The organism is Cryptosporangium arvum DSM 44712 (assembly GCF_000585375.1).
Lineage (GTDB): Bacteria > Actinomycetota > Actinomycetes > Mycobacteriales > Cryptosporangiaceae > Cryptosporangium > Cryptosporangium arvum.
Genome location: NZ_KK073874.1, coordinates 5,292,442 through 5,307,161 on the forward strand (window position 1 = coordinate 5,292,442; position 14,720 = coordinate 5,307,161).

Sequence of the window (14,720 nt, forward strand, 5' to 3'; positions counted from 1 at the left end):
TCCGTGTTCCGTTCCACCCGCCCAGAGAGGGCACACCCATGTCTTCACGCACCCGTCGTGCGTCCGTCCTGCCCGCGCTCGGTCTGACGCTGGCCCTGCTGGCCGCCGGCTGCGGCAGCGATTCCCCCGCGACCACGGCCGCGGCCGAGAAGCCCGCGGCCCCGGCGTCCTCGTCGGCGGCCGCGACCGCGATCTCGATCACCGACCCGTGGATCAAGGCCGCCGACAAGGGCATGACCGCCGCGTTCGGCACGCTCGTCAACAACACCGACAAGCCGCTCACGATCGTCGGCGCGTCCTCGGACGTCTCGGCGATGGAGCTGCACGAGATGACGATGAAAGACGGCAAGATGATCATGCGGCCCAAGGAGGGCGGCTTCGTGCTGCCGGCCAAGGGCAGGCACGAGCTCTCGCCGGGCGGCGACCACCTGATGTTCATGGCGCTCACCGCACCGGTGAAGGCCGGTGACGAGGTCGCGTTCACGCTGAAGCTCGCCGACGGCGGCACGGTGCCGTTCACCGCGGTCGCGAAGCCGTACTCGGGTGCCGAGGAGAGCTACGCCCCCGACGGCGGCATGGACATGCACGAATGAGTCCTCGCCGCCCCACGGTGAGCAGGCGGGGCCTGCTCACCGGCGGTGCGGCAGCGGTCGGCGGCGCCCTGGTGGGCGCCGCCTCCGCCACCGCCGTCACCGCGTCCTCCCCCGACGACCGGCCGGCCGCGCGCCCGGAACCGGCCGAGTTCGGCCGCCAGACCGTGCCGTTCCACGGCGAGCGGCAGGCCGGCATCGACACTCCCCCGCAGGCGTTCGCGTCGTTCCTCGCGTTCACGCTCGCGCCCGGTACCGACCGGGACGCGCTCGGCCGCATGCTGCGGCTGCTGACCGACGACGCGGCCCGCCTCACCCAGGGCCGGCCCGCGCTCGGCGACACCGAGGCCGACCTGGCGGCGATCCCGGCGCGCCTGTCCGTCACGTTCGGGTTCGGGCCCGGCCTCTACGCGGCCGCCGGTCTCGCGCCCGCGGTCACCGCGCTGCCCGCGTTCGCGATCGACCGGCTCGACCCGCGCTGGACCGGCGGCGACCTGCTCCTGCAGGTCTGCGCCGACGATCCGACGGCGGTCGCCCACGCCCAGCGCATGCTGATCAAGGACGCCCGGCCGTTCGCCGCCGTCCGCTGGGTGCAGCGCGGCTTCCGGCGCGGGCGCGGCGTGGAGGCCGACGGCGCGACCCACCGCAACCTGATGGGTCAGCTCGACGGCACGGTCAACCCCAAGCCCGACAACCCGGCGGTCTGGAACGGCGACACCACCACGCTCGTCGTGCGCCGGATCCGGATGGAGATCGAGACCTGGGACAAGCTGTCACGGACCGACAAGGAGCTGGTCACCGGACGGCGCCTCGACACCGGCGCGCCGCTGACCGGCCGGAACGAGCACGACGAACCCGATTTCAGCGCGGTCGACGCGTCGGGGCTGCCGGTGATGCCGGACTTCTCGCACGTCACCCGCGCGCACGTCAGCGATGAACGGATGCGCATCCTGCGACGTCCCTACAGTTACGACGGCGAGCCGGACGCCGCCGGAGTTCCGGACAGCGGGTTGATCTTCGCGTCGTTCCAAGCCGACGTCGCGACGCAGTTCGTCCCGATCCAGCAGCGCCTCGCCGAACAGGACCTGATGAACCAATGGATCACTCCGATCGGATCGGCCGTCTTCGCGGTACCGCCCGGCTGCGCGGAGGGCGGGTGGATCGGCGAGGGCCTGCTCGCCTGAGCCCGCGCCGGGAGACGCTCGCCCGGGCCGCGCTGGTGCTGGTCGTGGGCCTGGTGGCGCTGCTCGTCGCGCAGCCGGCCCGGGCCCACTCGGATCTGGAGAGCAGTTCCCCGAAGGCCGACAGCACGGTGACGAGCGCACCGGAGGCCGTCTCGCTGACGTTCGGCGAGGTGATCCGCGGAAACTTCAGCACGGTCGTGGTCACCGGCCCGGACGGCGTCAAGTACGGCGACGGTCCGGCCCGCGCGGTCGACAAGACGCTGACGCAGCCGGTGAAGCCGCTGGTCGCGGGCGAGTACACGGTGGCGTGGCGGATCGTGTCGGCCGACGGGCACCCGCGCCAGGGCGTGTTCCGCTTCACCGCGGACGTGCCCGCGGCCCCGTCGGCGAGCCCGGTGCCCAGCGAGGCGCCGTCCAGCGCGCCGGCGGCCGCCGCTCCGGCGCCGTCGGCGAGCCCGGCCGCGGCCGGGCGCAGCACCGACGACGGCGGCACGTCCTGGCGGCCGTGGGCGATCTCCGGCGTGGTCGCGGTGATCGCGCTGGCCGGCGCGGCCGTCCTGGCCCGGAGCCGCCGCGGCGTGACCCGTTGAGCGCGCGCGCCGGGCGTTCCGGCGCTCGGCGGCGCCCCGGATCGTCCCGGTCCGGGGCGCCGCCGCGATCGGGCGTTAGGCTCGTGCGGTGGCCGAGGATCTGCTGGCCCGCCTGCGGCGGGCGGAGGACGAACTCCGGTCCCAGGTCGACGCGCAGGCTCGGCTGGCGTTCCTGGCCGCGATCTCGCTCGAGCTGGACTCCAGCCACGAGGTCGACGAGACGTTCCTGCGGGTCTCCCGCATGATGGTGCCGGCGGTGGCCGACGCCTGCCTGGTCTATCTGCGCGACGACGCCGGCCCCCGGCTGGTGGCCGCCGCGCACCTCGACGTCGCTCAGGAGCGGGCGCTGCGGGCGCACGTCCCGAGCTGCCCGACGCTGGCCGAGCGGGTCGAGGTCGTCCTGCGCTCGGGTGAGCCGATCGAGTCGGGCGTGGAGTGCACGTGCGCCGACGGGCTGCCCGCGCGCTACGCGGACGGCGTGCTCGTGCCGCTGCGGGCGCGGGGCCGGGTCTTCGGCGGGCTGTGGCTGGCCCGCGACCGGCTCGGCGCCGACAGCCGCATGCTCGACGTCGCCTTCGTGGACGACCTGGGGCGGCGGGTCGCGATCGCGGTCGACAACGCGCTGCTGCACCGGCAGCGCCGCGACAACGTCATCGCGCTGCAGCGGCGGCTGCTGCCACCGACGCTCCCCAGCACCCCGGAGTTCGAGTTCGCGGCCGCGTACGAGGTCGCCGACGTCTCGCTCGACGTCGGCGGGGACTTCTACGACGTCGTGCGGCAGCCGGGCGGGTCGTTCGCGCTGATCGTCGGCGATGTGTGCGGGCGGGGGGCGAGCGCGGCCGGGCTGAACGGCCTCTCCCGGCACACGCTGCGGCTGCTGCTGGAGGAGGGCTGGTCGCCGGCCGACGCGCTGGCCCGCCTCAACCGCTCGATCCGCGACGAGGGCAACCTGGCCCAGTTCTGCACGGTGCTGGTGATCTCGCTGACACCGGAGACCGACGGTGCCACCGCCACCGTGACCAGCGCCGGGCATCCGCTCCCCTACCGGATCAGCGAAGGCGGCACCGTGACCCAGTGCGGGGCCAACGGTCAGCTCCTCGGCGTGTTCCCGCAGCTCAAGGTCGTGGACGTGCCGATCCGGCTGGGCTTCGGCGACACGCTGTTCCTCTACACCGACGGGGTGACCGAGGCCAGGAGCCCGGCCGGGCTGTTCGAGGACCGGCTGGTCGCCGAACTGGCCGCTACCGGGGGTTCGAGCGCGGCGGAGACCGTGGAGCGGGTGCGTACCGCGGTCACCGCGTACCGGCGCTCGGCCGCGGACGACGTCGCCATCCTCGCCGCCCGGTTGCGGCCCCCGGGGACCGGGAGCATGCTGACGCGAAGTGAGGGGGTCTCGTGACCAATGACGTCGTCCTGCTCGTCGAAGACTCCGACGAGGACGTCGAAGCGGTCCGCCGGGCGCTGCGGGTCACGCACCCGGCCGTGCAGCTCGAACACGTCGGCAGCGGCGGCGAGCTGGTGCCGTGGCTGATCGCGTCGCAGCGGCCGGCGCTGGTGCTGCTCGACCTGAACATGCCCGGCCTCGACGGTCAGGCCGCGCTCCAGGCGGCACGCGAGCGCGTGGAGTTCGCCGAGATCCCGATCGTCGTGTTCACCTCGTCGACGCGCTCGGGCGACGTCGACCGGGCGTTCGAGGCCGGAGCCAGCGGTTACCTGGTCAAGCCGCTGAGTTTCCAGCTGCTCCAGCAGAGCCTCGCGCGGACGGTCACGTACTGGCTGACGAAGGCGGAAGCGTGAACCAGAACGTGCTGCCGCGGCCGGGCTCGGAGTCGACCCGGAGCTGACCGCCGTGCCGCTCGACGATGCGACGCGCGACCGCGAGGCCGACGCCGGCGCCCTCGTACCGGCTCCCGCGGGCGTGCAGCCGCCGGAAGATCTTGAAGATCTCGCCGTGGAAGACCGGGTCGATGCCGATCCCGTTGTCGCGCACGTAGAACGCGCCGTCGCGGGCACCGATCTCGATCCGGTCGCCGCCGTACTTGATCGCGTTGGACAGCAGGTTGACCAGGACGTCGAGGATGAGGACGGGGTCGCCGCCGGCCGGCGGTAGCGGACCGGCGCGGACGATCTCGACGGGCGCGGCGGCCAGGCGGGGGGCGAGCGTCTCGAGCGCGTCGTCGACCACCCCGTCCATGTCGACGGGCTGGGCGGTCACCGCGGACGCGCCGAGCTGAGCGAAATCGAGCAGGCCGTTGAGCAGGTCGTTCATCCGCCCGGCGAGACGCTGGATGGTGGTGAGGCGTCGGCGGGACTCGTCATCGAGGCCCTCGTCGGCGTCCTCGAGCACGAACGTCGCGTAGTTGGCGATGCCACGCAGGGGTTCTTTGAGGTCGTGGGAGACCGCGTAGCTGAACGCGTCCAGGTCGGCGTTGCGGGCCGAGAGCTCGGCGTTGAGCTCGGCCAGGTGCGCGGCGTGCCGGAGCTGCACGGCGGCGATCGAGCGCCAGAACTCGGCGGCGATGTCGCGGTCGCCGGTCGTCCAGGCGACGCTGGTGCCGCGGACGGTCTCCCGCCAGACCGTGGACGACCCGCGCGGGGTCAGGCGCCGGCCGCCGGGCCCGGTCACGACCGGCCGTTCCGGGTCGACCGCCCACCGCCGGTCGACCGGCTGCTCCCGCCGGAACCAGGCGAGGTAGTCCCCGCTGTCGGTCAGGGGGACGACCATCGCGCCGGCGACGTCGTCGTGCCCGGCGCCGGGCACCGCCTCACGCAGGCAGTCGCTGGCCCAGACCCGGCCGGTCCCGCGGCCCGCGGCGGACAGGATCGGGTCGGGATCCGGAGGGACCAGGCCCGCGGATTCGGTCGTGTCGCCCACCCGGATCAGGCAGCCGTCGGCGTCGACCAGGTCGGCCATCGACACCGGACCGTGCACGACGGCGCCGGGGAAGGCCTCGACGTCGGTGTGGACGAGCGTGTTCAGCTCGCCCCGGCGGCCGGCCAGCGCGCTCGCGGCCTCCCGCTCGTCGACGACCGCGAGCTGCAGCGACAGCGCCGCGCCGAGGAACTCGCAGGCCGCGCGGACCTCCGGGTCGAGCCAGCGCGGACGGCTGTCGTGGCAGGCCAGCAGGCCCCAGAGGCGTCCGTCGTCGATGAGCGACACCGACATCGACGCGGCGACCTCGATGTTGCGCAGGTAGTCGAGGTGGTAGCCGGAGACCGTGCGCAGCACCGACCCGGACAGGTCGAGCGGCCGGTCGGTGCCCGGGAGCAGCGGCGGGTCGAGCGCGACGCTCTCGTCCGCGACGTCGCCGATCAGCCGGATCCAGTTCCGGACGTAGAGGCGCCGGGCCTGCGGCGGGACGTCGCTGGCCGGGAACCACAGCCCGAGCCAGGAGGCCCAGTCGGGGCGGACGTCCTCGGCGATCACCTGACCCGGGCCCTCACCGGCGAACCGGTACGCGACCACGCGTTCGTAGCCGGTGAGCGCGCGGATCTCGCGGACCGCCGCCGCGCACAGCTCGGTGGCCGTGCGGGCACCGCGCAGGCGGGCGAGCGCGTCACGCACCCCGGGGTAGAGCGGGGTCGACGCCGGGGGCGCCGCCGGCTCGAACTCCACGACCGCGAGGCCGTCGGCGCGGTGCACGGTGGCGTCGAACGGCGCCCCGGTCGTCGTGCGCACCCGCACCACCGCCGAGGAGCCGTCGGCGAGCCGGGCCAGCGCGTCCCGGAGCGGCCCGGCGTCGGCGAGCAGGTCACCGAGGTGGTCGCCGCGCCGCGCACCGAGGATCCCGGCGGCGTTCCGGCTCGCCAGCTCGATCGTCAGGTCCGGTTCGCGCACGGCCAGCAGCGCGCCGTAGGGCTGGATGCCGCCGAGCAGGTGGATCGGTTCGGTCAGGCACTGCGCGAGGTCGAACGGGGTGCCTGCCGCGTACTCCGCGGCGAGTTCCCGGGCCGACAGACCGGTCACTGCCTCATCGCCCGCCACCAGCGGCACCTTACGCGGTCAGGTCACCGTGACGCGATCGGTGGTCCAGGCGCGGGCCTGTTCGCTGAGCGTCACGCCCAGGCCGGGGCGCGTCGGGACGACGATCCGGCCGCCTCCGATCTCCAGGCGCTCCTCGAACAGCGGGTGGAGCCAGTCGAAGTGCTCGAGCCACGGTTCGGTCGGGTACGCGGCCGCCAGGTGGACGTGGATCTCCATCGCGAAGTGCGGCGCCAGCGTCAGGTGCGCGTGCTCGGCCAGCGCGGCCAGGCGCAGGAACTGCGTGATCCCCCCGATCCGCGGCGCGTCGGGCTGGAGGACGTCCACCGCGTCGAGCAGGGCCACGTGTTCCCCGACGCTCGTCAGCATCTCCCCGGACGCGATCGGCGTGTCCAGCGCCCGGGCCAGCTCGCCGTGCCCGGCGGCGTCGTAGGCGTCGAGCGGTTCCTCGATCCAGACCAGCCCGAGCTCCTCGAGCGCACGCCCCATCCGCAGCGCGGTCGCCCGGTCCCACTGCTGGTTCGCGTCGACCATCAGCGGCACGTCGTCGCCCAGGTGCGACCGGACGGCCCGGACCCGGGCGAGGTCCGTCGCCGCGGACGGGTGCCCGACCTTGATCTTGATCCCGCCGATCCCGGCGGCCAGCGCGGCCGACGCGTTGTCGAGCACCTCGGCCACCGGCGCGTGCAGGAACCCGCCGGACGTGTCGTAGCACCGCACCGAGTCGCGGTGCGCGCCGAGCAGCTTGGCCAGCGGCAACCCGGCCCGCTTCGCCTTCAGGTCCCAGAGTGCGACGTCGATCGCCGCGATCGCCTGGGTCGACGCACCGCTGCGCCCCACCGACGCGCCGGCCCAGACGAGCTTCGTCCACAGCCGGGCGATGTCGCTGGGGTCCTCGCCGATCAGCTCGGGCGCGACCTCGCGGGCGTGCGCGAACTGCGCGCGGCCGCCGGCCCGCTTGCTGTAGCTGAAGCCGATCCCCTCGTGCCCGTCGGCCGTGCGGACCTCGGCGAACAGGAACGCGACCTCGGTCATCGGACGCTGGCGCCCGGTCAGCACCTTGGCGTCGCTGATCGCGGTGGCCAGCGGCAGCGTCACCGCGGAGAGCGTGACCCCGGCGATCCGGTCGGCCATCACACGACCGTGGCGACGAGGGCGCCGAGCGCGGCCTGCTCGTCCGGGGTCAGGTCGGTCAGGGGTGGCCGTACCCGCCCGCCGTTGCGCCCGACGACGTTCAGACCGGCCTTGACGATCGAGACCGCGTAGCCGCGGGCGCGGTCGCGGATGTCGAGGTACGGGATGACGAAGTCGTTGAGCATCGTGTACACCGCGGTCCGGTCCTGGGCCCGCACGGCGGCGAAGAACCGCAGCGCGAACCGCGGCGCGAAGTTGTACAGCGCCGAGGAGTACGTGGTGACGCCGAGCTGCAGCAGCGGCAGCGCGAACGTCTCCGCGGTGGGCAGCCCGCCGACGTAGAGCAGCCGGTCGCCGACCCGTGCGTAGGTGCGGGTGAGGCGTTCGATGTCGCCGACGCCGTCCTTGAGCCCGATCAGGTTCGGGTTCTTCCCGGCCAGCTCGTCGACGGTCACGTCGTCGAAGACCGCGTTGCTCCGGCTGTAGACGATGACGCCCAGCTCCACCGCCGAGCAGACCGCGGTGACGTGGGCGGCCAGCCCGGCCTGCGTGCCCTCGGTGAGGTACGGGGGCAGCAGCAGCAGACCGGCCGCGCCCGCGTCGGCGGCCGCCCGGGCCTGGGCCACGGCCTGCGCGGTGCCACCGGTCGCCGGCGCGACGACCGGCACCTGGGCGCCGACCTCGTCGACGGCCGCCCGGACCACCGCGTCGATCTCGGCCGTGGTGAGCGAGAAGCCCTCGCCGGTCCCGCCGCCGGCGAACAGGCCCGCGACCCCGAACCCGGCCTGCCAGGCCAGGTGCTCGCGGTAGCGCGGCTCGTCGAACGCGAGCTGGTCGTCGAAGTGCGTCACCGGGAACGAGAGCAGGCCGCCGCCCAGGCGGGCGGCGAGCTCGGCAGGAGGCATCGTCACCCGATCACGGTAAGAACCCGCGACGATGCGTGTCCAAGAGTGTTTCCGTATGACGCGATGCCCGTCAGGCATCACCGCGCAGGACGGCGAGGGCACGGCCGAGCGCCGGGTTACCGGACGCGCGCGGCCACAGCAGGTGCAGCTCGACCGGGCGCGCGACCGGCGTGGTCAGCGGCACGAACCGCACGCCCGGGATCCCCAGCAGGGTGGCCGACTCCGGCACGAACGCGACGCCCCGCCCGGCCGCGACCAGCCACAGCATCGTCATGATCTGGCTGACGCTGTGCACGACCCGCTCGTGCGCCAGCGGCACCATGCTGACGACCAGGTCGTAGAAGTACCGGGCCTTCTGCGGGGAGTGGAAGATGAGCGGCTCGGAACCCAGATCGGCCGGGGTCACGGCGCGGCCGAGCGTGGCCAGGCGGTGCCCGGCCGGAACCGCGAGCACCAGCGCCTCGCGGTGCACCTCCCGGGAGTCGAACAGCGCGGTGTCGAACGGGGGCCGCGCCAGCCCCAGGTCGAGGTCCCCGGCGGCGAGCGCGGCGAGCTGCTCGCGCGTCACCAGCTCGAACAGGTCGATCCGCACCTCGGGCAGCCGCCGCTCCAGGTCGTTGAGCAGCCGGCCGAGGATCCCGAACGTGGACGCCGCGGTGAACCCGAGCCGCACCACGCCCCGGCTCCCCGACGACACCCGCTGCGCCAGGTCGGGCGCGGACTCGACGAGAGCGAGGATGCGCCGGGCCTCGGCCAGGAACGCCGCGCCGGCCGGGGTGAGCAGCACCCGGCGGTTGTCCCGGTCGAGCAGCCGGGCCCCGACCGCAGCCTCCAGCTTCTGGATCTGCCGGCTCAGCGGCGGCTGGGTCATCCGGAGCCGGGCCGCGGCCCGTCCGAAGTGGAGTTCCTCGGCCACGGCGACGAAGCCGCGCAGCTGCTCGAGCGTGTACGTCATGGCGCACGTCTACCATGCCGCCACGGCATCACTTGATGCCGTAAGAGATTTAGACACGCATCAATGGGGCCCCTAGGCTCCCGACCAACCCCGAACGGGAACTCCCCACCGTTGAGGAGCAGACCCATGAAGCGTGTCGCCGTTCTCGCTCTAGTCGCCGTTCTGGCCGGGTGCGGAGGGAACCTGGGCGAGTCCTCCGACGACGAATCGTCCTATCCCGATCGGGCGATCACGCTGCTCGTCGGCCAGGACGCCGGTGGCTCGACCGACCTGATCGCCCGGGCACTGGCCGAGCAGGTCAGCGACGACCTCGGCAAACCGGTCACGGTCGTCAACCGGCCCGGCGCCAACGGGGGCGTCGCGGCGAAGGAGCTCGCCGGCACCGAGCCCGACGGGTACACCGTGATGATGTTCGTCGGCTCGCTGGCCTACATCACGCCACTGGCGGTGGCGCCCGGCCAGGCCGTCGACATCACGAAGTACGACGTCGTCACCGGCGTCTCCCAGGACGACTACGTCCTGGTCACCACGCCGGCGAAGAAGTTCACCACGGTCAAGGACATCGTCGACGCCGGGCGGGCGATCAAGTACGGCACGACCGGTGTGGGCACCGGGAGCCAGCTGAGCTCCGCGCTGCTGTTCGCGCAGGCGAAGGTGAACGCGACCGCGGTGCCGTTCGACGGCGGCGCACCCACGTTGACCGCGGTGCTCGGCGGCCAGGTCGACGTGGCGTCCGTGCAGCTCGGCGAGGCCCAGGAGCAGATCAAGGCCGGGAAACTGGTGCCGCTGGTGACGTTCGCGCAGAAGCGTCCGACGTACCTGCCGGACACACCGACGGCGAAGGAAGCCGGGTACAACGCGCCGGTGCAGCAGTCGCGGGCCGTGGTGGCGCCGGACGGGACGCCCACCGCGGTGGTCGACCGGCTCCGGGGCGCGTTCGGGAAGGCGTTCGACGCCCGGGAGTACCAGGACTTCAACACCGAGCGCCTGCTGACGCCGAACGAGGTCGACGGGAAGACGCTGCTCGACCAGTGGACCGGTTCGCTCCGGACGTACCGGTCGCTGACCGAGCAGTACGGCATCGACCTGGCCGGCAAGTGACCTCGACGTCCGCCGGGGACCGGCCCGAACCCGGCGAGCGACCGGCGGACGGGCCGGTCGTGGAGGAGCCGGTCGCGCCGACGCCGGTCGCCGGGGAGCCGGTCGCGGAGGGGGTGCCGCCGGCGGGGCCGGTGGCGAACCTCGTCGTGGCGGGGGTGGTGGTGGCGATCGGGGTGGCGGCCTTCGTCGGCGCGCTCGGGCTGGGGCTCGGGAGCGCGGCGGCGCCGGGGCCCGGGCTGTGGCCGGCGATCGTCAGCGGGTCGCTGGCCGTGCTGGGTGGCGTGCTCGCCGCCCGCGCCCGCGGCACCGACGACGCCGAGCGCTTCACCCGCACCGGCCTGCTCGTCGTCGCCGCGGTCGCGACGATGGTCGTGTTCGTCGCCGTGGTCGGGCTGGTCGGCTTCGAGCTGCCCACCGCGGCGCTCGCGTTCGTTTGGCTGCGCTTCCTCGGTCACGAGTCCTGGCGCGTGTCGATCGCGGTGAGCCTCGCCGCGACGATCGTCTTCTACGCCCTCTTCGTCGGCGCGCTCGACGTCACCATTCCGCACTTGTTCTAACGGGAGCCCATCGCGATGGAAGGCGTGCTCGACGGCTTCGCCGTCGTCCTGGAGCCGGGCAACCTGCTGTACTGCCTGCTCGGCGTGGTCATCGGCATGCTCATCGGCGTGCTGCCCGGCCTCGGTCCCGCGGCGACGATCGCCATCCTGCTGCCGGTCACGTTCGGGCTGGAGCCGGTCACCGCGATCATCATGCTCGCCGGGATCTTCTACGGCGCCCAGTACGGCGGCACGATCACCAGCGTGCTGCTGCGCCTGCCGGGCGAGGCGTCGTCGGTGGTCACGGTGTTCGACGGGCACGCGCTGGCCCGGCAGGGACGGGCCGGCACCGCGCTGGGCATCGCCGCGATCGGCTCGTTCGTCGGCGGCACGGTCTCGATCGTCGCGCTGAGCCTCCTCGCGCCGTTCGTGGCCTCGTTCGCGCTCGACTTCGGCCCGCCCGAGTACACCGCGCTCGCGCTTCTCGGCATCCTGCTGATCTCGACGATCTCCCAGGGCGGACGGATCAAGGCGCTGACCGCGGCCGCGCTCGGCCTGCTGCTCGCCGTCGTCGGCCGGGACGGGTTCACCAGCGCCGAGCGGTTCACCTTCGACAACCTCTCGCTCGCCGACGGGCTGGACTTCGTCCCGATCGCGATGGGGTTGTTCGGACTCGGGGAGATCCTGCACAACCTGGAGGAACGCCACCGGGCGGCACCGGAACCGGCGCCCGTGCACAACGTCTGGCCGAGCGTCGCGGATCTCCGGCAGGCGAGCGGGGCGATCGGCCGGGGCGGTGTGCTCGGGTTCGTGCTCGGCGTGCTGCCGGGCGGTGGGGCCGTGATGTCGTCGCTGGCCGCGTACGCGGTGGAGAAACGCCGCTCCAAGCACCCCGAACGGTTCGGGCACGGCGCGATCGAAGGGGTCGCCGCTCCGGAGACCGCGAACAACGCGGCCGCGACCTCGTCGTTCATCCCGTTGCTGTCGCTCGGGATCCCGGCCAACGCGACGATGGCGGTCATCTTCGGCGCGCTGCTCATCCAGGGCATCACGCCGGGCCCGCAGCTGGTCACCGAGCACCCCGAGCTGTTCTGGGGTGTCGTCAACTCGATGTACATCGGCAACGTGCTGCTGCTGATCATGAGCATCCCGCTGGTCGGGCTGTTCGTGCGCATCCTGCGGGTCCGCCCGGCGATCCTGGCTCCGATCACGACGCTGATCACGCTGATCGGCGCGTACACGGTGAACAACAGCGTGTTCGACATCGGGCTGGTCGTCGCGTTCGGTGTGCTCGGGTACCTGATGAGGAAGTTCGGGTTCGACCCTGGTCCGCTGGTGCTCGCGTTCGTGCTCGGCTCGCTGCTCGAGACGTCGCTGCGCCGGTCGTTGCTGCTGTTCGACGGCGACCCGACCGGCTTCCTGACCCGCCCCATCTCCGGGACGCTGCTCGCGCTGTTCGTGCTCGTCGCGCTGGCTCCGGTGGCCCGCGCCCGGCTCCGGAAGCGTGATCGAATAGCGGGGTGAGCACCCCCCGGCAGATGTGGCCGCTCTACGCCGCCGGCTTCACGACGGCGTTCGGCGCGCACGGCATCGCCGCGAACCTCGGGGGGTTCTCCGACGACGCGGTCACGTCGCTGCTGGTGCTCGGCGGCCTGCTGGCGCTCTACGACGGCGCCGAGGTCGTCCTCAAGCCGGTGTTCGGCACGCTGGCCGACCGGATCGGGGCGCGGCCGGTGCTGCTCGGCGGGCTGGTGGCGTTCGCGCTCGCGTCCGCGGTGTACGTGGTGGCCGACAGCCACGCCTGGCTGTGGGCGGCGCGCCTGGGCCAGGGCGCGGCCGCCTCGGCGTTCTCGCCGTCGGCGTCGACGCTCGTGGCCCGGCTGAACCCGGCCGCGAAACACGGGAGGGCGTTCGGGTCGTACGGGTTCTACAAGTCGATCGGGTACACGCTCGGGCCGCTGCTCGGCGGGGTGCTGGTGTGGGCCGGTGGGCTGCGGTTGCTGTTCACGGTGCTCGCGGTGCTCGGCGCGGCGGTGGCGGTGTGGGCGCTCCTCGCGGTGCCGGTGGTGCCGCCACTGCCCAAGACCCGGCAGACGCTCGTCGACCTGGGCCGGCGGCTGGCCGACCCGGGCTTCCTGCTCCCGACCGGCGCGCTGGCCGGAGCCACCGCCGCGCTCTCCGCCGGCGTCGGGTTCCTGCCGGTGAGCGGCCGGGTCGCCGGACTGGGCACGATCGCGACCGGAGCGGCGGTGTCGCTGCTGGCCGCGTGCGCGGCGGTCGTCCAACCGCGAGCGGGGCGCGCGCTGGACGCCGGGCGCCTGACCGCCCGGGCCGGTCTCAGCACCGGGCTGGCCGTGACCGCTGCCGGGCTGGCCGCCGCGACGATCCCCGGACCGGCCGGGGTGCTGATCGCGGCCGCGCTGATCGGGGCCGGCACCGGCGTCATCACACCGTTGGCGTTCGCGGCGCTGGCCGCGAACACACCGGAGGAACGGCTCGGCCAGACGATGGGCAGCGCCGAACTGGGCCGCGAGATCGGCGACGCCGGTGGTCCGTTGCTGGTGGCGGGGGTGGCGGCGGCGCTGACGCTCACGTTCGGCTTCGCGGCGCTCGCGGTGGTCCTGGCGGTGATCGCGGTGGTCGTGGTGCGCGGCCGGTCGTGAGTGGGTGGTCGTGGTCTGTGGCTGGGGTGGCGCGGCGCGCTCGGGCGCGGTGCGGGCATGGGGCGGGCGCGGCTGGGCGCGGCCAGGCGCGGCGCGGGCGTGGCCGGGCGCGGCGCGGGCGTGGCCGGGCGCGGCGCGGGCGTGGCCAGGCGCGGCGCGGGCGTGGCCGGGCGCGGCGCGGGCGCGGCGCGGGCGTGGCCAGGCGCGGCGCGGGCGTGGCCAGGCGCGGCGCGGGCGTGGCCAGGCGCGGCGCGGGCGTGGGCGCGACCAGGCGCGGCGCGTCCCGAGCGTGACCGGGCGCGGCGCGGCGGGCGTGGTGCGGCCGGGCGTGGTGCGGCCGGGCGTGGTGCGGCCGGGCGTGGTGCGCGGCCGCTTGCGGGAGGGGGCTCTGGCAGCATGGGGCGCATGGGGAACCCGGGGCTGCTGCGTGAAGCGCGCGCCCTGGTGTTCGTGCTCGTCTGCGTGAGCCTGTCGGTGGCGTTGCACGGGTGGGCGCACGGGCACCTGCCGACGCCGTTGGCGCTGCTGGCCGGGAGTGGTCTGGTCGTGCCGCCGGCACTGATGCTGACCGGTCGCCAGCGTGGTCTCTGGACCATCGCGGGCGCGTTGGCGGTGGCTCAGGGTGGGCTGCACGTGGTGTTCTCGCTGGGGTCGTCCCATTCCATGGCGGGGGCGTCCCATCTGGTACCGGCGGCGCCCCTCGGCACGGTCGGGTCGGTCCGGCCCGGGGTGATGCTGGCGGCGCACGTGGTCGCCGGGGCGCTGACCGCGTTGTGGCTGGGTGCCGGCGAGGACGCGGTGTGGCGTCTCGCCCGGTGGTTCGCGCGGCGGCTGGTGCGGTTCGCGCTGATCGTCCGCCGACTGCCGGTGCTGATCGTGCGCCGGTCGCTGGTGCGGCGGGACGAGCGGGTCGTGCTCGTCACCGAGCCGCGGTGGACGCGCTGCATGGTGCGCCGAGGCCCGCCGGTGGGGACGGCTGCCTGAGCGGCGGAGTTCGCTGCTCGGGCCGGGCTGGTCGGGCGATGGAGTGAGCTGCTCGGGCGGGCCCCTCGAGCGGCGGCTTTCGCTGCTCGGGCCGGC

At 74.0% G+C, this 14,720-nt stretch carries 14 protein-coding genes; 10 read left to right on the plus strand and 4 right to left on the minus strand.

Annotated elements, in window-relative coordinates; all coding sequences use genetic code 11:
- The first annotated feature begins 38 nt into the window (after window positions 1–38).
- The 5 genes from CRYAR_RS24010 to CRYAR_RS24030 all read left to right on the plus strand — a co-directional run bounded on the left by CRYAR_RS24010 (window position 39) and on the right by CRYAR_RS24030 (window position 4,161).
- Window positions 39–593, plus strand: a complete 555-nt coding sequence (locus CRYAR_RS24010) for a copper chaperone PCu(A)C (protein WP_035855381.1) — start codon at window positions 39–41, stop codon at window positions 591–593.
- Window positions 590–1,774: a Dyp-type peroxidase gene (locus CRYAR_RS24015; RefSeq protein ID WP_035855382.1), complete on the plus strand. Its 1,185-nt coding sequence runs from the start codon at window positions 590–592 to the stop codon at window positions 1,772–1,774. The genes CRYAR_RS24010 and CRYAR_RS24015 overlap by 4 nt, the downstream gene beginning before the upstream one ends.
- On the plus strand, window positions 1,747–2,364 hold the full coding sequence (locus CRYAR_RS24020; protein ID WP_051570877.1) for a copper resistance CopC family protein: 618 nt from the start codon (window positions 1,747–1,749) through the stop codon (window positions 2,362–2,364). The genes CRYAR_RS24015 and CRYAR_RS24020 overlap by 28 nt, the downstream gene beginning before the upstream one ends.
- Before the next feature lie 88 nt (window positions 2,365–2,452).
- Window positions 2,453–3,763, plus strand: coding sequence for a PP2C family protein-serine/threonine phosphatase (locus CRYAR_RS24025; RefSeq protein ID WP_051570878.1), 1,311 nt, complete (start codon window positions 2,453–2,455; stop codon window positions 3,761–3,763).
- On the plus strand, window positions 3,760–4,161 hold the full coding sequence (locus CRYAR_RS24030) for a response regulator (protein WP_035855383.1): 402 nt from the start codon (window positions 3,760–3,762) through the stop codon (window positions 4,159–4,161). The genes CRYAR_RS24025 and CRYAR_RS24030 overlap by 4 nt, the downstream gene beginning before the upstream one ends.
- Here CRYAR_RS24030 and CRYAR_RS24035 read toward each other — a convergent pair.
- The 4 genes from CRYAR_RS24035 to CRYAR_RS24050 form a co-directional block, all read right to left on the minus strand.
- A complete protein-coding gene (locus CRYAR_RS24035; RefSeq protein ID WP_211247609.1) occupies window positions 4,130–6,349 on the minus strand; it encodes an ATP-binding protein in 2,220 nt (739 codons plus the stop codon). The genes CRYAR_RS24030 and CRYAR_RS24035 overlap by 32 nt on opposite strands.
- Before the next feature lie 18 nt (window positions 6,350–6,367).
- Window positions 6,368–7,480: an L-talarate/galactarate dehydratase gene (locus tag CRYAR_RS24040; protein ID WP_035855384.1), complete on the minus strand. Its 1,113-nt coding sequence runs from the start codon at window positions 7,478–7,480 to the stop codon at window positions 6,368–6,370.
- The gene (gene kdgD, locus CRYAR_RS24045) at window positions 7,480–8,385 is read right to left on the minus strand and encodes a 5-dehydro-4-deoxyglucarate dehydratase (RefSeq protein ID WP_035866120.1); all 906 of its coding nucleotides are present in this window, start codon (window positions 8,383–8,385) and stop codon (window positions 7,480–7,482) included. Before kdgD ends, CRYAR_RS24040 begins: the two co-directional genes overlap by 1 nt.
- Before the next feature lie 70 nt (window positions 8,386–8,455).
- The gene (locus CRYAR_RS24050) at window positions 8,456–9,340 is read right to left on the minus strand and encodes a LysR family transcriptional regulator (RefSeq protein ID WP_035855386.1); all 885 of its coding nucleotides are present in this window, start codon (window positions 9,338–9,340) and stop codon (window positions 8,456–8,458) included.
- 126 nt (window positions 9,341–9,466) lie between these two features.
- Here CRYAR_RS24050 and CRYAR_RS24055 point away from each other — a divergent pair, with 126 nt between their 5' ends.
- From CRYAR_RS24055 to CRYAR_RS24075, 5 genes are all read left to right on the plus strand, one after another.
- Window positions 9,467–10,441, plus strand: coding sequence for a tripartite tricarboxylate transporter substrate binding protein (locus tag CRYAR_RS24055; RefSeq protein WP_035855387.1), 975 nt, complete (start codon window positions 9,467–9,469; stop codon window positions 10,439–10,441).
- A complete protein-coding gene (locus tag CRYAR_RS24060) occupies window positions 10,438–10,998 on the plus strand; it encodes a tripartite tricarboxylate transporter TctB family protein (RefSeq protein ID WP_035855389.1) in 561 nt (186 codons plus the stop codon). The genes CRYAR_RS24055 and CRYAR_RS24060 overlap by 4 nt, the downstream gene beginning before the upstream one ends.
- 15 nt (window positions 10,999–11,013) lie before the next feature.
- Window positions 11,014–12,501 carry a tripartite tricarboxylate transporter permease gene (locus CRYAR_RS24065; protein ID WP_035855390.1) on the plus strand — a complete coding sequence of 496 codons (1,488 nt, stop codon included), beginning with the start codon at window positions 11,014–11,016 and terminating at the stop codon, window positions 12,499–12,501.
- Between the two features lie 14 nt (window positions 12,502–12,515).
- On the plus strand, window positions 12,516–13,640 hold the full coding sequence (locus CRYAR_RS24070) for an MFS transporter (protein ID WP_035855391.1): 1,125 nt from the start codon (window positions 12,516–12,518) through the stop codon (window positions 13,638–13,640).
- Between the two features lie 405 nt (window positions 13,641–14,045).
- Window positions 14,046–14,624, plus strand: coding sequence for a hypothetical protein (locus tag CRYAR_RS24075; RefSeq protein ID WP_051570880.1), 579 nt, complete (start codon window positions 14,046–14,048; stop codon window positions 14,622–14,624).
- The last annotated feature ends 96 nt before the right edge of the window (window positions 14,625–14,720 follow it).

Excerpts from the sequence above, each read along its gene's own strand:
- kdgD (WP_035866120.1), bottom strand. The coding sequence starts at position 8,385 with ATGCCTCCTGCCGAGCTCGCCGCCCGCCTGGGCGGCGGCCTGCTCTCG.
- CRYAR_RS24065 (WP_035855390.1), top strand. The coding sequence starts at position 11,014 with ATGGAAGGCGTGCTCGACGGCTTCGCCGTCGTCCTGGAGCCGGGCAAC.
- CRYAR_RS24070 (WP_035855391.1), top strand. The coding sequence starts at position 12,516 with ATGTGGCCGCTCTACGCCGCCGGCTTCACGACGGCGTTCGGCGCGCAC.
- CRYAR_RS24015 (WP_035855382.1), top strand. The coding sequence starts at position 590 with ATGAGTCCTCGCCGCCCCACGGTGAGCAGGCGGGGCCTGCTCACCGGC.
- CRYAR_RS24055 (WP_035855387.1), top strand. The coding sequence starts at position 9,467 with ATGAAGCGTGTCGCCGTTCTCGCTCTAGTCGCCGTTCTGGCCGGGTGC.
- CRYAR_RS24075 (WP_051570880.1), top strand. The coding sequence starts at position 14,046 with ATGGGGAACCCGGGGCTGCTGCGTGAAGCGCGCGCCCTGGTGTTCGTG.
- CRYAR_RS24040 (WP_035855384.1), bottom strand. The coding sequence starts at position 7,480 with ATGGCCGACCGGATCGCCGGGGTCACGCTCTCCGCGGTGACGCTGCCG.
- CRYAR_RS24050 (WP_035855386.1), bottom strand. The coding sequence starts at position 9,340 with ATGACGTACACGCTCGAGCAGCTGCGCGGCTTCGTCGCCGTGGCCGAG.
- CRYAR_RS24010 (WP_035855381.1), top strand. The coding sequence starts at position 39 with ATGTCTTCACGCACCCGTCGTGCGTCCGTCCTGCCCGCGCTCGGTCTG.